Origin of the sequence: Gymnodinialimonas phycosphaerae (genome assembly GCF_019195455.1) — a bacterium.
Taxonomy (GTDB): Bacteria; Pseudomonadota; Alphaproteobacteria; order Rhodobacterales; family Rhodobacteraceae; genus Gymnodinialimonas; species Gymnodinialimonas phycosphaerae.
The window spans coordinates 2,946,408-2,963,828 of the sequence record NZ_JAIMBW010000001.1 but is presented as its reverse complement, the minus strand read 5'-3'; the positions used below and the strand labels follow the sequence as shown (position 1 = coordinate 2,963,828).

At 63.8% G+C, this 17,421-nt stretch carries 16 protein-coding genes; 4 read left to right on the top strand and 12 right to left on the bottom strand.

Annotated features, from left to right (window positions below; translation table 11 throughout):
- Positions 1 to 27 precede the first annotated feature (27 nt).
- On the top strand, positions 28 to 660 hold the full coding sequence (locus tag KUL25_RS14645) for an SCO family protein (RefSeq protein WP_257893604.1): 633 nt from the start codon (positions 28 to 30) through the stop codon (positions 658 to 660).
- A 92-nt stretch (positions 661 to 752) separates the two neighbouring features.
- Here the strand turns inward: KUL25_RS14645 and KUL25_RS14640 are convergent, their stop codons facing one another.
- The 3 genes from KUL25_RS14640 to KUL25_RS14630 form a co-directional block, all read right to left on the bottom strand.
- Positions 753 to 1,169, bottom strand: coding sequence for a hypothetical protein (locus KUL25_RS14640; protein WP_257893603.1), 417 nt, complete (start codon positions 1,167 to 1,169; stop codon positions 753 to 755).
- Positions 1,170 to 1,382: 213 nt separating this feature from the next.
- Positions 1,383 to 2,702, bottom strand: a complete 1,320-nt coding sequence (locus tag KUL25_RS14635; protein ID WP_257893602.1) for an ammonium transporter — start codon at positions 2,700 to 2,702, stop codon at positions 1,383 to 1,385.
- 27 nt (positions 2,703 to 2,729) lie between these two features.
- Positions 2,730 to 3,068, bottom strand: a complete 339-nt coding sequence (locus KUL25_RS14630) for a P-II family nitrogen regulator (protein ID WP_068360859.1) — start codon at positions 3,066 to 3,068, stop codon at positions 2,730 to 2,732.
- 308 nt (positions 3,069 to 3,376) lie between these two features.
- Here KUL25_RS14630 and KUL25_RS14625 point away from each other — a divergent pair, with 308 nt between their 5' ends.
- The gene (locus KUL25_RS14625; RefSeq protein WP_257893601.1) at positions 3,377 to 5,662 is read left to right on the top strand and encodes a transglycosylase domain-containing protein; all 2,286 of its coding nucleotides are present in this window, start codon (positions 3,377 to 3,379) and stop codon (positions 5,660 to 5,662) included.
- A gap of 40 nt (positions 5,663 to 5,702) precedes the next feature.
- On the opposite strand, the gene KUL25_RS14620 is transcribed toward KUL25_RS14625, so the two are convergent.
- The 3 genes from KUL25_RS14620 to KUL25_RS14610 form a co-directional block, all read right to left on the bottom strand.
- The gene (locus tag KUL25_RS14620; protein WP_257893600.1) at positions 5,703 to 7,271 is read right to left on the bottom strand and encodes a gamma-glutamyltransferase family protein; all 1,569 of its coding nucleotides are present in this window, start codon (positions 7,269 to 7,271) and stop codon (positions 5,703 to 5,705) included.
- A 436-nt stretch (positions 7,272 to 7,707) separates the two neighbouring features.
- Complete coding sequence (locus tag KUL25_RS14615) at positions 7,708 to 8,154, bottom strand: ATP-binding protein (RefSeq protein WP_257893599.1); 447 nt, start codon at positions 8,152 to 8,154, stop codon at positions 7,708 to 7,710.
- A gap of 67 nt (positions 8,155 to 8,221) precedes the next feature.
- Positions 8,222 to 8,569: an STAS domain-containing protein gene (locus KUL25_RS14610; RefSeq protein ID WP_257893598.1), complete on the bottom strand. Its 348-nt coding sequence runs from the start codon at positions 8,567 to 8,569 to the stop codon at positions 8,222 to 8,224.
- 88 nt (positions 8,570 to 8,657) lie between these two features.
- On the opposite strand from KUL25_RS14610, the gene KUL25_RS14605 reads away from it, so the two are divergent.
- Positions 8,658 to 9,821 (top strand): thiolase family protein, encoded by a 1,164-nt coding sequence (locus KUL25_RS14605; protein WP_257893597.1) that lies wholly within the window; start codon positions 8,658 to 8,660, stop codon positions 9,819 to 9,821.
- 35 nt (positions 9,822 to 9,856) lie between these two features.
- Positions 9,857 to 10,309 carry a GAF domain-containing protein gene (locus tag KUL25_RS14600; RefSeq protein WP_257893596.1) on the top strand — a complete coding sequence of 151 codons (453 nt, stop codon included), beginning with the start codon at positions 9,857 to 9,859 and terminating at the stop codon, positions 10,307 to 10,309.
- 80 nt (positions 10,310 to 10,389) lie between these two features.
- Here KUL25_RS14600 and KUL25_RS14595 read toward each other — a convergent pair whose 3' ends face one another.
- The 6 genes from KUL25_RS14595 to lspA form a co-directional block, all read right to left on the bottom strand.
- Positions 10,390 to 11,553: a DNA recombination protein RmuC gene (locus tag KUL25_RS14595; protein WP_257893595.1), complete on the bottom strand. Its 1,164-nt coding sequence runs from the start codon at positions 11,551 to 11,553 to the stop codon at positions 10,390 to 10,392.
- Complete coding sequence (gene mutL, locus KUL25_RS14590) at positions 11,550 to 13,382, bottom strand: DNA mismatch repair endonuclease MutL (protein WP_257893594.1); 1,833 nt, start codon at positions 13,380 to 13,382, stop codon at positions 11,550 to 11,552. The genes KUL25_RS14595 and mutL overlap by 4 nt, the downstream gene beginning before the upstream one ends.
- A gap of 119 nt (positions 13,383 to 13,501) precedes the next feature.
- Positions 13,502 to 14,836 (bottom strand): M16 family metallopeptidase, encoded by a 1,335-nt coding sequence (locus tag KUL25_RS14585; RefSeq protein ID WP_257893593.1) that lies wholly within the window; start codon positions 14,834 to 14,836, stop codon positions 13,502 to 13,504.
- Positions 14,833 to 16,206, bottom strand: coding sequence for a M16 family metallopeptidase (locus tag KUL25_RS14580; protein ID WP_257893592.1), 1,374 nt, complete (start codon positions 16,204 to 16,206; stop codon positions 14,833 to 14,835). Before KUL25_RS14580 ends, KUL25_RS14585 begins: the two co-directional genes overlap by 4 nt.
- Positions 16,207 to 16,377: 171 nt before the next feature.
- Positions 16,378 to 16,884 (bottom strand): DUF3035 domain-containing protein, encoded by a 507-nt coding sequence (locus tag KUL25_RS14575; protein WP_257893591.1) that lies wholly within the window; start codon positions 16,882 to 16,884, stop codon positions 16,378 to 16,380.
- Between the two features lie 59 nt (positions 16,885 to 16,943).
- On the bottom strand, positions 16,944 to 17,417 hold the full coding sequence (gene lspA, locus KUL25_RS14570) for a signal peptidase II (RefSeq protein ID WP_257893590.1): 474 nt from the start codon (positions 17,415 to 17,417) through the stop codon (positions 16,944 to 16,946).
- Positions 17,418 to 17,421: the final 4 nt, after the last annotated feature.

Below are 17,421 nucleotides of genomic sequence, written 5' to 3'. Positions count from 1 at the left end.
TTATCCACCTTGAGGGGATCTTGAGACATGACACGGACCTACGCATATGCCTCTGTCGCGCTGATCGGCACGCTGTTGGTTGGAACCGGGGTGGCCATCTACCTCGCGAATTCGGGCAGTGATGACCAATTTGCCGAATGCCGCCAAGGGGTTGTGGCCGGTGGCGCAGGCACCATCGGTGGCGCGTTCGAGCTGGTCTCGGAAACCGGCGAAACCGTCACCGACGCGGATGTCATCACCGAACCGACGCTGATGTACTTCGGCTATACCTTTTGCCCCGATGTCTGCCCGCTTGACACCGTGCGCAATGCGGAGGCCGTCGATATCCTTGAGGGCAATGGCTACAGCGTCCTGCCGACGTTTGTTACGGTGGACCCCAACCGCGACACGCCCGAGGTCGTCGCCGCCTTCACCGACAACGTGCATCCCCGCATGTTGGGCCTGACCGGGACCACGGAACAGACCCACGCCGCCGCCAGCGCCTACCGGGTCTATTACCAGAACCATGACGACGGGACGGACCCGTATTACCTGGTGGACCACACGGCCTTCACCTACCTGGTTTTGCCCGAGATCGGCTTCGTGGAGTTCTTCAACCGCGACACGAGCCCCGTCGATATGGCCGAACGGACGGCGTGCTTCATCGAGGCGGCGCGCTGAACGCGATCTGTCGAAGGGCGCGCCATTGGGAACCTGCGCGGGGCAAGGTGAGCCGAAAGCACGATTGGCTTAGCCGTCATTGGGCTGAGCGGTCAAAAGCAGCCTGAAAAATCCTCGCCCCATCCGACGAGATAAATCAGGGATGGGGTCGCGCCATAGCCGCACACAAAGACGCCCACGCCGAAAGGCTGGCCGTTTTGTGCCATCTGCGCAAGGCTGCCGCGTGCATTGTCGCCTGCGGCGACCAACTCGGAGATGCGCGCGCGCAGCCCTCGGTCATTGAACAGCGGATCGCCTTCGTCTTGCGCGTGCCGGATGCCGAAGCGATGATAATTGGCGCGGTCCTGTTGGATCACCCCGCCAAGGGTGCGGACCGGTTGCCCGCTTGAATTGCGCATATCTTCGGGCCCGATATAGGCAACGTAATACGCCAGTTGGTTCCATTGTTGAGCGGCGACGGGCACCGCAAGGGCGGACAGAAGCAAGGCAAGGGAAAAGCAGAGGCGCATGTGGATCACTTTTTGAAGGGAAATGACGTTCAGAGGCAAAGATCGGGCAATAGATCCCTTGAATATCCGGGGCGTCGCGATTCGCTTCAATGCAATTCTGCACGTGCAGGATGGTCCTGACGTTGTGAAGCCGGGCGGTGGCCCCGCGCCAAAGCGGAAACGGAAAAAGGGGCGCCCGGTTGGGGGCGCCCCTTTCGCGTTGGTGTGGGGTGTTCAGCCCTTAGAGAACTCGGGGTAGGCTTCCATCCCCAGCTCTGCCACGTCGAGGCCGTTGATCTCTTCCTCTTCGCCGACGCGGATGCCCACGACTGCATTGAGGATGAACCAGACGATCAGCGAGGTGACGAAGACAAAGATGCCGATGGCCGCGATGCCCATGATCTGAGCGCCCCAGTTTCCGGTGTAGAAAGCCACGGCCAGCGTGCCCCAGACCCCGGCGATCAGGTGGACCGGGATGGCGCCGACGACGTCGTCGATCTTCAGTTTGTCGAGGATCGGCACCGTGAAGACCACGATCACACCACCGACCGCACCGGTCAGAAGCGCGCCGAAAAGCGACGGTGCCAGAGGCTCGGCGGTGATGGACACGAGGCCCGCCAGTGCGCCGTTCAGGACCATCGTCAGGTCGACCTTGCCATACACGACCTGCGTCAGGATCAGCGCGGCAACCGCACCGGCAGCAGCGGCCATGTTGGTGTTGGCAAAGATGCGCGACACGTCAGCCACGTCACCAATGGTGCCCATCGCCAGTTGCGAGCCGCCGTTGAAGCCGAACCAACCCAGCCACAGGATGAACGTACCCAAGGTGGCGAGGGCCAGGTTGGAGCCGGGCATCGGGTTGACGCGACCGTCCTTGTACTTGCCCAGACGCGGACCCAGCACGATGGCACCGGCCAGCGCCGCGAAACCACCTGCTGCGTGCACCAGGGTGGAGCCTGCGAAGTCAGAGAAGCCCGCTTCAGACAACCAGCCACCGCCCCACTGCCAGGATGCCTCGATCGGGTAGATGAAGCCCGTCAGCACAACGACGAAGATCAGGAAGGGCCACAGCTTGATGCGCTCGGCCAAGGTGCCGGACACGATGGAAGCCGTGGTGGCACAGAACATCAGCTGAAAGAAGAAGTCCGAGCCGACGGAGGCATAGTCCAGGGAGGTGCCGGTGAAATCATCGGACAGCGCAAGGCCGACAGGCTCCAGCGAGGTGATGGCGAAGAACGGACCCAGCCAGCCTTCGATCAGCCACTCGGCCGGGTACATGATGCCGAAGCCCACCAGCCAATACATGATGGCCGCGATGGAAAAGAGCGCGATGTTCTTGGTCAACTGCATCGCGACGTTCTTGGAGCGGACAAGGCCCGCCTCCAACATCGCGAAGCCGGCCGCCATCCAGAACACCAGGAAGCCGCCGACAAGAAACAGCAACGTGGTGAGGATGTAGGAGGTGTGCAGCGCGGCCTCGTCCTGGGCCAGCGCCATGCTCGGGAGGGCGATCAACGCCGCCGCCGAGACTGGAATGAGATACTTGGTATTCATGAGTTTTTTTCCCTTACCCATCGCCGATTACAGCGCGTCGTCGTTGGTTTCGCCGGTGCGCACCCGCACGGCGCTTTGCACGTCGAGGACGAAAATCTTGCCGTCGCCGATCTTGTCGGTCTTGGCGGTGGTCTGGATCGTCTCGACGACCTGATCGGCCATGGAGGCGGCGACCACGATCTCCAGCTTCACCTTCGGCACGAAGTTCACGGCGTATTCTGCGCCGCGGTAGATCTCGGTGTGACCGGACTGCGAGCCGAAGCCCTTGATCTCGGTCACCATCATGCCGCGCACGCCGATAGAGGTGAGCGCTTCGCGGACCTCTTCCAGCTTGAACGGTTTGATTGCTGCAATGATGAGTTTCACTGTTTGTCACCCTTTTGCGGTTGTTGACTTGTCCCTCACGCCCCGAACTTGGGCCGCGTATGACGGGTAAGACAGGGCGGTTGACCCATGAGAGCAACGAAGGGAGGTCGTTTTGGAGGCTGCTTTTGATGTCATTTGCAAATTTTTTGCGCAAAAAGGTGAAGATGATGCTTTTTTGTGCGCTATCGAAATGGGCGACGGTTCGCTGTCCCCTTCGCATTCGACTCGAAATTCGGTAAGACTGCTCCCAAATGAGGTAGGTCACGGCGAAAGCTGCAAGCGGACCCCCGACACGAGGCGAGAGTGAAATGAGCCCTTCCGGCAATGGCAGACGGCGTCTGGTCGCCGAGCGACGTGGGACGTCGCAACCCAAGCACGCAAGCGGCAGTGGGTCTGGTGGTGGTGGCCGCAAGCCGCGCAAACGCAAACCTGCCCGGCGCAAGCAGCCACAACGCGGCGGGATCCTGGGCTTCTTTTCCCGGATAATCCGCTTCGTCTTCCGCCTGATCTGGGGCGTGATGTGGCGCAGCACCGCCGTCTTGGTGGTGATCGTAGGTCTTGCGACGGGCTATTATTACGCGCAGTTGCCAGAGGTAGATGCGCTTCTGGATGCGCGGGAGCGCGGCTCTGTCACCATGTTGGACCGCTACGGCGAGGTGTTCGCCTGGCGGGGAGAGCAGTTTGGTGGCGCGATTGATCCGTCCACCACATCGCCCCATCTCGTCAATGCGATCCTGGCCACCGAGGATCGGCGCTTCTATCGGCACCTGGGGGTGTCCCCTCGGGGGATCGCCTCGGCCATGTACATTAACGTCAGCGAAGGGCGCCATCCGCTGCGCGGCCATGGCGGATCGACACTGACCCAGCAGACCGCGAAGCTGTTGTGCCTTGGCGTGGAGTTTGACGCTGACACGTGGGATAGCGAGGCGGCCTATGAGGCCGATTGCCGTGAAACGACCCTGTGGCGCAAGATGCAGGAGATGGTTTTCGCTTTCGCGATGGAGCTGCGCTATTCCAAATCCGAGATCCTGTCGATTTACCTCAACCGCGCCTATCTGGGGGCCGGGACGCGGGGATTCGAAGCCGCGTCGCAACGCTATTTCTCGATCCCGTCCACCGAATTGAACCCGCAGCAGGCCGCGATGCTGGCGGGTCTTCTGGTGGCCCCCACACGCTATGCCCCCACCAACAACCTTGAACGCAGTCAGGCGCGGGCCAACCTGGTCATGAACTTGATGGAGCGAGAGAACTACCTGACCGCAGCCGAAGCCGACCAGGCCCGCGCCAACCCCGCGACCCTGTCACCGGCCGCGCGTCAGGACACTGGCGGCTATTTCGCCGATTGGATCATGTCGGTCGGCCCGGATTTTCTGACCGGGGACACGACGGAAGACGTGATCATCCGCACCACCTTCGATCCCGATATCCAGGCAGCGGCCGAGGCCTCGATCCGCAACGTCTTTGCCAATCAGGTCCGCGAAGGGTCCGAGGCCGAGGCCGCGATCATCGTGATGAGCGCCGATGGCGCTGTGCGTGCCATGGTGGGCGGGCGCGACCTGTCAGGCGGCGGTACGTTCAACCGCGCCGTGCAGGCCGTGCGGCAACCGGGCAGCGCATTCAAACCCTTCGTTTATGCCACGGCGCTGGACCTGGGTTGGCGGTTCGACGACATGATCCTGGACGGCCCCCTGACGATCAACGTGCCGGGATCAGGGCCCTACAGCCCCGAAAACTACACCCGAAATTTCTATGGCATGGTGACCCTGACCGAGGCGTTGACGCGGTCGCTGAACACCGCCGCTGTGCGCATTTCCGAGGAAGTGGGCCGCGATCTGGTGCGGCAGGTGGCGTCCGATTTCGGCATTGAATCCGATCTTGCCGCCGGGCCTGCCTTGGCGCTGGGCGCATCGGAATCCACGCTCATCGAGATGACGGGCGCTTATGCGGGCATCCTCAACGGCGGCTCTGCCGTGCGGCCTTATGGCATGACGGAACTGCGGCTGTTGGGCGAACCCGACCCGATGTTCGAGCAAGAGACGGGCATCCGCGAGCGGGTGATCAGCGAGTTTTCGGCACGGCAACTGACCTACATGATGAGCCGGGTCGTGGCCGAAGGATCGGGCCAGCGCGCGGCGCTGCCGGATCGACCCGTGGCGGGCAAAACGGGCACCACCAACAGTGCGCGGGATGCGTGGTTTGTTGGCTTCACGGCGGATTACGTTGCGGGCGTCTGGATGGGCTACGACGACAACCGCCCCTTGTCGGGTGTCACCGGCGGCGGCCTGCCCTCCGAGATTTGGCGGCAGGCGATGGAAGAGATCCACCGCGATCTGCCGCCGCGCCCCCTGCCGATGATCGACCCGATCGCCGAGGCGCGTCCGGGGCCGGATGATTTCTTCCTGGATGCCAACGGTCAGCCCGTACCGATCAACCCCAACACGGGGGAGGTGCTGTCCACCGACGCCGATGGTGTGCTTCGGGGCCCGATTACACCGCAGGGCACGCGGGTGCCCATCGGCAACCCGCAAGGGCAGGGCAATATCGGCGATGCGGTCAACAACGTGCTGAACCGATTGTTCGGACCGCGTCAGTAGGGGGGCCTGCGCGCCCGCCCTTTGGGCGACTTGAGCGTGGTCAGTACCCCAGCGCGATGCCGTCCTTGCGGGGGTCCGAGCCGCCCTCCAGCAGGCCGTCAGGTCGGATGCGGATGGCCTGAGCTCCGCCGATCGGGGCGACCGGTGTGGTCATCGCATGACCCATCTTGCCCAAAGCAAGACGCGTGTCCGCGCCGTAGCCACGCTCGATCTTGAGGGCGCCGGCCTCGGCGAAGGCGCGCGGCGCGTCGATGGCGGCTTGCGGATCCATGCCGTAATCTACCACGTTGGACACAAACCGCGCATGACCCGTGGACTGGTACGCCCCGCCCATGACGCCGAAGGGCATCAAGGACCCATCGGCCAGCTTCAACATGCCCGGAATGATCGTGTGCATCGGGCGTTTGCCCGGCCCGGCTTCATTCGGATGACCCTTCTCCAACGTGAAGCCGCCCCCCCGGTTCTGGAACAAGACGCCAAACTTTTCGGACGCAACACCCGAGCCGAAGGAATGAAAGATCGAATAGATCAGGCTGACGGCGCGGCGGTCCTTGTCCACGACCGTGATATAGACCGTGTCCTTGTGGATGTTGTCCGAGGCGGCGCGCGGATCAGGCATCGCCCGGTTCGGATCGATCAGCCCTGCCAGCTGCGCGGCGGTGTCCTTGGACAGCATGTGGGACAGCTTCGTGACGTGATCGGGATCGGCGAGGAAACGATCGCGGGCATCATAGCCGAGTTTGGTCGCCTCGGCCTCCAGATGGGTGCGTTGGGCACCGAATGGATCGTCTTGCGGGTCCATGGTTTCCAACATGTTGAGGATCAACATGGCGGTCGCGCCCTGCCCGTTGGGGGGCAGCTCGATCAGTTCCGCATCGCGGTAGCTGGAGCGGAGCGGCGTGACGTAATCGCAGGCGGTGTTGGCGAAATCCTCGGCCGTGTGGGCGCCGCCAAGGGCGGTGAGGGCGGCCAACATGTCGTCGCGCACCTCGCCTTCGTAAAAGCCCGCGCGCCCCTCGGCCGCAATGCGCCGCAGGACCTCGGCCTGGCCGGGGGCCTTGAAGCGAGCGCCGACTTCCATGGCCTTGTCGTCGTGCAGAAAGTGACGGCGCGCGGCCCCTTGCAGGACGCCCGACGACTCGGCGTAGTCCAATGCCACGCGGGGCGCGATGGGAATGCCCGCCTCCGCGTAGGAGATCGCCGGGACGAGGACGTCCTGGAGGGGCAAGTGCCCGTGGTCGCCGTGCAAGCGGCAAAAGCCATCCACCGCGCCTGGCACGGTGATCGCACTGATGTCATAAAGCGGCATCTTTTGGTGATTGGCGCGGATCGCGTCGGCATTCAGCCCGGCGGGCGCGCGCCCCGAGGCGTTGAGGCCCAGGATCTCACCGTCTGGCTGCGCGATAAGGGCGAACATGTCGCCACCGATTCCGGTGCTCTGCGGCTCACACAGGCCCAGAAGGATCGCGGCGCCAATGGCCGCGTCGACGGCGTTGCCGCCTTGCTGCAAGATCGAGATCGCGGTCTGCGCGGCCAAGGGGTGCGACGTGGCGCACATGCCATGATCCGCGTAGACGGTTGACCGCCCGGGTTGGTGAAAATCGCGCATTATGTCCCTCCGTCACTTGCGTGGCAGGACCCTAGTCAGCTTGGCGTCGGGGGCAAGAGGCCGTTGTTGCGGAGGGGGAAAGGCGTGGCCGCAGAGGACCTCGGCATCGCGCACTGGGTGGGGGCTTTGATACGCGGTGCCGAGGGAAGCCTCTGCAGCTACAAGCCGTGTATGACGATTCATCGGGGCGGTGGTTGGGAGAAAATGAGGCGCTTGTGTGGCACGGTTCTGCGGGGTGCTGACAAGGGCGGAAAGCCATGTTTTTATGGGGTATCTGCTGGTCGAGCGGGGCGGTTTTTCGCGATACGTGCCTGTGGAATGGCCGCTTTCAAAGCGAATCGTGACGGCAAAGCGCCCGGTTGCCTGCGCGGACGGACCTGAGGCAGGTGAACGGGCCCACGACAGGTGTAACGCGCATCACAAGGGCGCGCGTCCGTCAGGGATGAGAGGCGGAGATCAGAAACGCCAGGTCATTGCAGCCGTCGACCCGGAGATACTGAAGGTCTTGCGTCAACGCGTGCACCATGGCCCACCCAAAGCCTCCCTCAGGCAGGCCGTCCCTATCCGAAGCGTCGATGCATGCCCCACGGCCTTCGGGGGGGACGCCGCCGGGCATCGGCGCGCCTTGGTCATGGACGTTGCACCAAAGGCCCGTGTCATCAAACCAGATCGACAGCTCGATCGGGTGGCCTTCTTCACAGCGGTAGGCATGTTCGACGACGTTGTTCAAAACCTCGCCCAGAATGATCTGGGAGGTGTCGCAGGTCGCGTCGTCGATCCGAGCCGCCTGAAGGGCGACCCGCGCCTGGTCAAGGGTGCAGCGCACTTGCGTGGTCCCCGAGGTGAACCGATGAAAGAAGTCCGGCGCAGTCGTAGGTGGCATGCTGCCCTCCTTCGGAGGTGCCTCTGGATCGGTTCCGGCGCCAAACGCGTTGTGAGCCGGGGTCAAACTACTCTGCCGCTGTGGGAGCCGCTGCGGCAAGTCCGGCTTCTAACGAGGGGAAGATCGCGAAAACGGCGTTCATGCGGGTCAGCGTCATCACCTTTTCAACCGGTGGTTGCAGCCCGGCCAGTGCCATGTGCCGCCCGGTCCCCAAGGCCTTGTAGACCGCCACGATCGCGCCGAGGCCGCTGGAGTCGAGGAACTCGACATCGCTGAGGTCCAGAATCACGTCACCGCCGTCGGCGGTCAGCGTGCGAAAGGTTTCCTTGAACTGGATCGCAATGCTGGCGTCCAGCCGCTGGTCCGCGATGTGAACGACGCCAACGGTGTCGTGTTGGGTGTAGGTCAGATTCATCGCATGTTCCTCGTGCTCTGCGTTTGCTAGGACCGTAGACAGCAAAGGTTACCATTTCGTATTCGGAACCACGCCAATTGGAGGATCGATGGAACAAATCGTCATTACAGGTGCCGCACGGACCCCCATGGGCGGATTTCAGGGCGCCCTGTCGCCGCTGACAGCGGCCGAACTGGGCGGCGCGGCGATCAAGGCCGCACTGGGCGGCGCAAAGGTGGATGAATTGTTGATGGGCTGCGTTCTGCCTGCGGGCCAGGGTCAAGCGCCAGCACGACAAGCGGGTTTCCACGCGGGCCTGGGCGAGACCGTGCCCGCCACGACCCTGAACAAGATGTGCGGGTCCGGCATGAAGGCCGCCATGATGGCCTATGATGCCCTCGCCCTGGGCCAAGCCGATGTGATCGTCGCCGGCGGCATGGAATCGATGACCAGCGCGCCGTATCTGCTGCCTGCCATGCGCGCAGGCGCGCGGATCGGGCACCAGAAGACGCTGGATCACATGTTCCTCGACGGGTTGGAGGATGCCTACGACAAGGGCAGGCTCATGGGCACCTTCGCCGAAGATTGCGCCGAGGCGTTCCAATTCACCCGCGAGGCGCAAGACGCTTACGCGTTGGGCTCGTTGGAGAACGCGCTGAATGCGATCAACTCCGGGGCCTTCAGCGACGAAGTCACGCCCCTGACGATCAAGACCCGAAAGGACAGCAGCGAAATCACCACGGACGAGCAACCGGGCAATGCCCGCCCCGACAAGATCCCGCTTCTCAAGCCCGCCTTCCGCGAGGGGGGCACGGTGACGGCGGCCAACTCCTCCTCCATCTCGGACGGAGCTGCTGCCCTGACCCTCGCGCGCGCTTCTGCGGCCGAGGCGCAAGGCCTACCCATCCGCGCGCGAATTCTCGGCCACGCCTCCCACGCCCATGCGCCCGCGCTGTTCCCCACCGCACCCGTTCCCGCTGCCCGGAAACTGCTGGACCGCCTCGGCTGGACCATCGATGACGTAGACCTGTGGGAAGTGAACGAGGCCTTCGCGGTCGTCCCGATGGCCTTCATGCACGAGATGAACATCTCCCGCGAAAAAATGAACGTGAATGGCGGCGCCTGTGCCTTGGGCCATCCCATCGGCGCGTCCGGCGCCCGGATCATCGTGACGCTCCTTCACGCCCTCGAGGCGCGCGACCTCAAACGCGGCGTCGCCGCAATCTGCATCGGCGGCGGCGAAGGCACTGCCATCGCGATCGAGCGCGCCTGACCCCATCTTTGTTCCAAAAATATGCGAAATCCTCCATGGCCGACTACGCAACGCTGACCAAGACAATCGCCTCGCTTACCGAAGGCGAGACCGACACCGTGGCCCTCATGGCCACCGTCGCCTGTGAGCTGCACCACGCAGACGCGCGCTTCGACTGGACCGGCTTCTACCGTGTGACCGAGCCGGGCCTGTTGAAGATCGGCCCCTACCAGGGGGGCCACGGCTGCCTGCAAATTCCCTTCTCAAAAGGCGTTTGCGGCGCGGCTGCCCGGACCGGCGAAACGCAACTGGTGGCGGATGTCGATGCCTTTCCGGGCCACATCGCCTGTGCGTCCTCCACCCGGTCTGAGATCGTCCTGCCCGTCCACAACGCCGCGGGCGAGATCATCGCGGTCCTCGACATCGACAGCGACCAGCCTGATGCCTTCACGCACGAGGACGCCGCCGCGTTGGAGGCGATCCTGTCTGCCGTCTTCTCTCGCGCCTAGGCCCACGCGCCCCAAATTCCTTGCAAGGAATTTCCCAAAACTCTTCAAAGAGTTTTTCCAGAGTTTTGCAAAACTCTGGCTCACCCCCGGGGCAACGGCACGACCTCCGCCCTATCGGGCACGCTTTCGTCGAAGTCGAAATTGTCTAACCGCTCCGCCCGCTTCCCCGCCCGGGCCGAGGCGGTCAGAATGCCCGCCACATCTTCACCCGCCTGCCGGAGATGGATCTCCAGCTTGCCAGCACGTTCTCCCACGATCCCCACATCCCGGTGCAACTGTTTCAGCGCCTTGCGGATCTCTCCAGCCTGTTCGCGCATCCGCGCATCCTTCATCACCGCGCGCATCGTGTTGAGCGTCGCCATGCAGGTGGTGGGGGACACGATCCAGACCCTTGCGTCGAAGCCTGTCCGCACGACCTCCGGCAACCGCGCGTGCAGTTCTGCGTAGACCGCCTCGGACGGCAGGAACATCAACGCCCCATCTGCGGTTTCGCCCTCGATGATGTATTTCTCCGAGATCGCCTTGATGTGCACTCGAACCGCGGCCCCCAGCTCGCGCATCGCGCGGGCTTGCGCCTCGGCGTCGGGCGCGCGCATCAGCGCCTCGTAGGCCTCCAGCGGGAATTTGGCATCGATGACGATGGGGCCGGGCGGGTTCGGCAGGCGCACCAGAACGTCGGCCCGCTTCCCGTTTGAAAGCGTCGCCTGAAGGGCATAGGCGTCGGGGGGCAGGGCGCCCGAGACGATATCATTCAGCTGAATCTCCCCGAACATGCCCCGCCGCTGCTTGTTCGACAGAATGTCCTGCAACCCCAGGACATCGCCCGACAGCTTCTCGATCTTCGCCTGCGCGCGGTCGATCTGCTCCAGCTTCTGCTGCAATTCCCCAAGGCTCCGGGCCGTTCGCGTTGACGTGCCATGAAGCGTCTCAGACATGCCCTTTTGCACCTCTTCCAACCGCCGTTCCATCGCCTCCTGCATCGAGGCCTGCGCGCGCGCCTGATGGTCGGACACGGAGGCGAGCCCGCCGGCCAGCCGCTCCTGTCCCTGACCCAAGGCCTGCACCGTCTGTCCCAACGCCGCCATGTGATGCGCCAGGGGCTCTACCGCGTGGGCGGAGCGTTTCGCGGCACGCAAAGCGCTCAGGATAAGAAGCAACAGAACGATCAACAGCGCTACGCTGCCCAATGCGGCCAGGACCCAGGGATCGCTCAGATCCACCGCTGTCTCACCAATCGTGATCACGTGCGCCCAAAGAGCCGCTCGATGTCGGCCAGCTTCAATTCCACATAGGTCGGCCGCCCGTGGTTGCACTGGCCCGACAGGGGCGTTGCTTCCATCTCGCGCAACAGCGCGTTCATCTCATCGGCGCGCATCTGTCGGCCCGAGCGGATCGAGCCATGGCAGGCCACCCGGCTTAATACTGCTTCAACGCGGGCCTGCAACGTCTGGCTGTCGCCCAGATCGGCCAATTCATCAAGCACGTCACGCAACAGCGCCTCGGCGTTGATCTCGCCCAGGATCGCCGGGGTCTCGCGCACAGCAATGGTGCCGGGGCCGAAAGCCTCGATCACCAGACCGAACCGCTCCAACTCCGCCGCGTGATCCAGCAAGCAGTCCGCATCGGCACCAAGCGTGATGATCTCGGGGATCAGCAGCGCTTGCCGGGCCACACCGCGCTCGGACATCTGCGCTTTCAACCGCTCATAGACCAACCGCTCATGGGCGGCGTGTTGGTCGACCAGCACGATGCCACTCGGCGTCTGGGCAATGATGTAGTTCTCATGAACTTGCGCCCGTGCGGCACCCAAGGGCCCGTCACTTTCGATCACCGCCTCATCCACCCGCGCCGAAGGTGCGCTCCAGTCCTGCGTCCGCTCGGCGAAGCCCGACGAAAACCCCCTCGGCTGACCCACCCGGTCCATCTGGTACACACGGGGCGGCTGCGAGGACAGCGCGTGCGAAGCGCGCTCTGGAGGAGGGGGCTGCATCGCCGACAGAGTCGCGTCAGCGACGGTGGAGGACGCCCGGTGCCCGGCTTCGGTCATCGCATGGCGCAGGCCGCTGACGATCAAGGCGCGCGCCAGCGCGGGCTCCCGAAACCGCACTTCGGATTTGGCGGGATGCACGTTCACGTCCACCCGTTCGGACGGGCAGCCGATGAACAGCACCGCCGCCGGGTGCCGATCACGGCTGAGCACATCCATATAGGCCGCACGCAGCGCACCAATCAGTAGCTTGTCGCGCACGGGACGCCCGTTCACGAACAGGAACTGCGCCACGGCGGAGCCGCGCGAATACGTCGGCAGGGCGGCGTAGCCCGTCAGCCGCAGCCCCTCGCGCTCAGCATCAATCGCCAAAGCGTTGTCGGTGAATTCCCGGCCCATGATCGCCGTGAGACGCCCCCGCAGTGCATCGAACAGATCGCCACTCTCGGCATCGACACGGAACGTCACCCGCTCACCGTCCGTCACGTCCTTCAGGGTAAAGCCTATGGACGGCTCGGCCATCGCCAGGCGCTTCACCACGTCGGAAATCGCCTGCATCTCGGCGCGGTCCGTGCGCAGGAACTTGAGACGGGCGGGGGTGGCGAAGAACAGATCGCGCAACTCAACCACCGTGCCCCGGTTCAGCGCGGCGGGTTTGACCGCCTCGCGGGCACCGCCGGTCACACGGATCATGTGGCCCGCGTTGCTGGCCCGTGACGTGATGGAAAGCCGCCCGACCGAGCCGAGCGACGGCAATGCCTCGCCCCGGAACCCGAAGGAATGGATGTTCAGCAGATCGGTGCCGTCGATCTTGGACGTCGCATGGCGCGACAGCGCCAGGGGCAGGTCAGCGGCTTCCATGCCGCAGCCGTCATCGGTAACGCGGATCAGGGTTTTTCCGCCGTGGGCCACCTCGATCACGATGCGGCGGGCATCGGCGTCGATGGCGTTTTCCACCAGCTCCTTCACCGCCGAGGCCGGACGCTCCACCACTTCGCCCGCCGCAATGCGGTTGATCGCGGCCTCGTCCAATTGACGGATCACGGGGCGGGTATCTGTGGATATGTTGGGGTCTGCAAAGGCCATGACGCTACCTGTAGCATGACCAGGGGTCTTGGGGGAACCGATTCTGTGGCCGTGGAAAGAGCCCCGGGCCAAGGCCCGGTCTACGATTGGGGCGGCGATCTTGCCGCCCCATCGCGTCCTCAGTTCGAGGGCTCCAAGCCCTCGGGCTGGCCCACGACCACGAAGCGCAGGGCATCGCTGTCGATCAACTCGGCCGCGACGCGCTGGACGTCCTCGACCGTCACCGCCAGCACATTGTCATTGCGGGTGGCAATGTAGTCGATGGCCATGTTGTCGGCCTGCATTGCGGCCAGGATGCCCGCAATCGTGCCGTTGCCATCGAAGCGCAATGGATATGATCCGGTCATGTAGCGCTGCGCGGCCTCCAGTTCGGCCTCGGTCACGCCGTTCTCGGCCATGTCTGCCCATTCTGCCTGCACCACCGCGATCGCCTCGGCCACCAAGCCATTGGACGACGAGAACCCGCCCTGCATCATCGGAGCCGATTTGCTGAGGCTCAGCCACGTGCTGATCCCATAGGTCAGCCCGCGCTGTTCGCGGACCTCTTCCATCAGCCGCGAGCGGTAGCCGCCCGCACCAAGGATCTGGTTGGCCACGAAGGCAGCGAAGAAATCCGGGTCGTCACGGGCAATGCCGGCGTGGCCGAAGTAGACCGATGATTGCGGTGTCGCGAAATCGATCACGGTGATGCCGCCTTCGTCCGAGACCTCTGCCATTCCGAGCAGCGGCACATCGGAGTCAGGCAGATCGCCCAGTAGTGTATCGAGGATCGGGCCGAGGTCTTCGGCCGTCATGTCGCCCGCCACGCCGACAGATACACGATCGCGGACAATGGCGCTGCGGTGGGCGGCCAGCAGGTCGTCGCGCGTCAGTGCCGCGACGCTGTCCAGCGTGCCTTCCAGACGGCTGGCATAGGGATGGTCGCCGAAGGTGAGTGCGTTGAACGCGGCCCCTGCGATGGTGTCAGGGTCGTTGGCGTCCCCTTCCAGGATCGACAGGACCTGGCCCCGCACCCGTTCCACAGCGTCCGCGTCAAAGCGCGGTGCCATCAGCACATCACGCAGAAGCGCCAGCACCTCGTCGCGGTTCTGGGACAGCATCTGGACCGAAATCACCAACTCGTCCCGGTAGACGTCGAAGCTGAACGACGCCGCCAACCCTTCAAGCCGTTCCGCAAACGTGGTGGCGTCCAGATCGCCCGCACCTTCCTCCAGCAGGGCCGCCATCAGGTGCACGGCCCCGCGCGCGTCCGCTGCGTCGATGGAGCCGCCGCCCTCGAACCAGAAGTCCATGGCCACGAAAGGAATGGAGGTGTCTTCGACCAGCCATGCGTCGATCCCGCCCTGGGACGTGACGGGCTGGATGTCGATGATGTTGGCGTGAACAGGCGCGGCCAAGGCCATGATCGCTAAGAAGGGCGCTGCCACAAGGGGCGTGAAGAAACGGGCAATCATTGGGACACCTCTGCGGTCTCTTCTGCGGGGGGTTGCATCAGGTAGCCCGTTGTCGTGGCCCCCTGGCTGAAGATCGTGCGGGCGGCTTCCATGACGTCTTCGACGGTCGTGGCGGCCAGTAGGTCGGGCCATGCCTGCACGTCGGCAACGGTCAGGCCCGAGGCCAGCGCGCGGCCATAGATGTTGGCCAGACCGGCGACATCGTCTTCGTCGTAAATCCGTGCGGCTTCGATCTGGAAACGGATGCGGTCCAACTGAGCCGGATCGATGCCTTCCTCCAGGAATTCGTCAATCTCGGCCAGAATATCGGCCTCGGCCTGTTCCAGCGAGGTGCCGGGCAGGGGCATGTTGATCAGGGTGAAGGTGGTCTCATCCAGACTGGTGCCACCGTAATAGGCGCCCACAAACAAAGAGCGTTCATCCTCTAGCTGCATTTCGCGCGGCAGCACGGCAGTGAAGCCGGACCCTGCAAGGATTTCAGCCAGAAGCGTCAGCGCGGCGGCCTCTTCCTGATCCCCGGCGTTACGTTCGGGCGCAAGGTAGTTGATCGAGACATAGGGATTGGCGACGCGGGCGTCCTCGTAGATCACCCGGCGCTCTGCGATATGCGGCGGCTCGTAGGGGCGCTCACGGGATTCAGTTGCCTCGATATCGGGGTTCGCGGGGATCGGGCCGTAGTGTTCCTCGGCCAGCGCGCGAACTTCGTCCGGCGTCGCATCACCGGCCACGATCAGGATCGCGTTGTTGGGGTGGTAGTGGGTCTCGTACCAATCGCGGGCGTCTTGCAGGCTGAGCTCTTCCATCTCGTGACGCCAGCCGATGATCGGGCGACCGTAGGGGTGGTTGAGGTAGGTCGCCGCCGCGAGTTGTTCGTTGAAAAGCCCCCCCGGCGAGGTGTCAGTGCGTTGGGCGCGCTCTTCCAGGATCACCTGGCGTTCGGTCGTGACCTCTGCTTCATCAAGGATCAGATCGCGCATCCGGTCTGCTTCCATCATCATCATCAGGCCAAGACGGTCCGATGCGACGCGTTGGTGGTAAGCGGTGTAATCCCAAGAGGTGAAAGCGTTGTCGGAACCGCCGTTTTCCTCGACGATGCGAGAGAACTCCCGGCTTTCCAAATCGTCCGTCGCCTTGAACATCAAGTGTTCCAGGAAATGCGCGATGCCGGATTGCCCGGGCATCTCATCGGCCGAGCCTGCGCGATACCAGACCATGTGGGTCACGGCGGCACTGCGGTGATCTTCGATCACGACGACCTGCATGCCGTTATCTAAGGTGAATTCAGTGACTTCACCGGCGGCCTGGACCGCGAAAGGCAAGGCGGTCAGGCCGAGGGCAAGGCTGGCGCCTGCCAGGTTGGGACGGATCATGGATGGCATCTCCGGGGGCGATTATACTTTGAGGACAAATGTATTGGGTTTCACGGGCGCATCAACAGCTCTGACGCATACGTGAGCCAGACGACAGGCAGGAAAGCCTTAGGTTGGGGGTCCTTGGGACCATGTGCGATGGGCAGCCCATCGCGAAAGGGGGCAGTGTGATCAGAGGCCCGGAGGCGGCGCAGATGGCGTCTGCACACCTGCTCGGCGCAGACGCTCCAACTCGGCATAGCGATCAAGGGACTGCTGTCGGTAGGCGCGGAAGTAGACGTTTGTGCCGAACAGACGCTCTAGCAGGCGGCCGTCATTTGCGCCCCGGAACGCAAGGTCTTCCGCCGCCAACGTGCTGCGGATGTCCGGTGCGACGCCAAAGCGCGAGGCGTGGCCCACCAGGCCACCGGCATTCCGGTTGGCCCGCTCGATATTGCCGCCAAGGGCCGCGATGGCGTCCGCCTCGGGGTTGGGATCGGCGCGGTTGGGGCCGCCCCGCGTGGGCACAGGCAGGGTCGATCGGTCTGCCGGCAGTTCCAGTTCATTCGTGGGAACAATGGCGAATTCATCGGGGCCGGATTCGGTATTGCGCAGGTTCATCAGCGTCGGCGTCCCTTGGGAACACGCGGTCAGCCCAAGGGTCGTGATCATAACCAGAAGTGTTGCGCGAATGGCCATCGAATTCTCCTTGCTCCGTGGTCTAACGCATCTTCAAACGCCCGTCACGGGGTATATCATCAGGGCGCGGTCTTCCCGGACTCGGCGAAGACGATCAGCCCCACGGCACCCGCGACGACGCCCACATCGGCAATATTGAACGTGTAGGGATTTTGGAACCCACAGCACGACATGTTGAGGAAGTCGATCACCGCCCCGTGGATCACCCGATCCAGCGCATTCCCCAGCGCCCCGCCGATCACCGCGCCCGCGCTGATCAGCGCCACGGGCCGGGTGAGGCCGGTCTTGGCCCAATAAAAGAGCCAGCCGCAAATCAGCAGCGCCAGCACGATGAGGCCATAGCGCGTCACCTCGGGCCCGCCCGCCATCAGTCCGAAGTTGATGCCGGTGTTCCAGCCAAGGTGGAACACGAGGAAGGGCGGCAGAACCTCGATGTGAATGCGTTCGATCAGGTTGAGACCGTAGAGCACGCCGTATTTCGACCCCTGATCGATCAGGAACCAGAAGACCGCACTGAGATAGACAAGCCGCATGGGA

Coding starts and splice junctions, on each gene's coding strand:
- KUL25_RS14645 (WP_257893604.1), top strand. CDS start 28: ATGACACGGACCTACGCATATGCCTCTGTCGCGCTGATCGGCACGCTG.
- KUL25_RS14640 (WP_257893603.1), bottom strand. CDS start 1,169: ATGCGCCTCTGCTTTTCCCTTGCCTTGCTTCTGTCCGCCCTTGCGGTG.
- KUL25_RS14635 (WP_257893602.1), bottom strand. CDS start 2,702: ATGAATACCAAGTATCTCATTCCAGTCTCGGCGGCGGCGTTGATCGCC.
- KUL25_RS14625 (WP_257893601.1), top strand. CDS start 3,377: ATGAGCCCTTCCGGCAATGGCAGACGGCGTCTGGTCGCCGAGCGACGT.
- KUL25_RS14620 (WP_257893600.1), bottom strand. CDS start 7,271: ATGCGCGATTTTCACCAACCCGGGCGGTCAACCGTCTACGCGGATCAT.
- KUL25_RS14615 (WP_257893599.1), bottom strand. CDS start 8,154: ATGCCACCTACGACTGCGCCGGACTTCTTTCATCGGTTCACCTCGGGG.
- KUL25_RS14610 (WP_257893598.1), bottom strand. CDS start 8,569: ATGAATCTGACCTACACCCAACACGACACCGTTGGCGTCGTTCACATC.
- KUL25_RS14605 (WP_257893597.1), top strand. CDS start 8,658: ATGGAACAAATCGTCATTACAGGTGCCGCACGGACCCCCATGGGCGGA.
- KUL25_RS14600 (WP_257893596.1), top strand. CDS start 9,857: ATGGCCGACTACGCAACGCTGACCAAGACAATCGCCTCGCTTACCGAA.
- mutL (WP_257893594.1), bottom strand. CDS start 13,382: ATGGCCTTTGCAGACCCCAACATATCCACAGATACCCGCCCCGTGATC.
- KUL25_RS14585 (WP_257893593.1), bottom strand. CDS start 14,836: ATGATTGCCCGTTTCTTCACGCCCCTTGTGGCAGCGCCCTTCTTAGCG.
- KUL25_RS14580 (WP_257893592.1), bottom strand. CDS start 16,206: ATGATCCGTCCCAACCTGGCAGGCGCCAGCCTTGCCCTCGGCCTGACC.
- KUL25_RS14575 (WP_257893591.1), bottom strand. CDS start 16,884: ATGGCCATTCGCGCAACACTTCTGGTTATGATCACGACCCTTGGGCTG.
- lspA (WP_257893590.1), bottom strand. CDS start 17,417: ATGCGGCTTGTCTATCTCAGTGCGGTCTTCTGGTTCCTGATCGATCAG.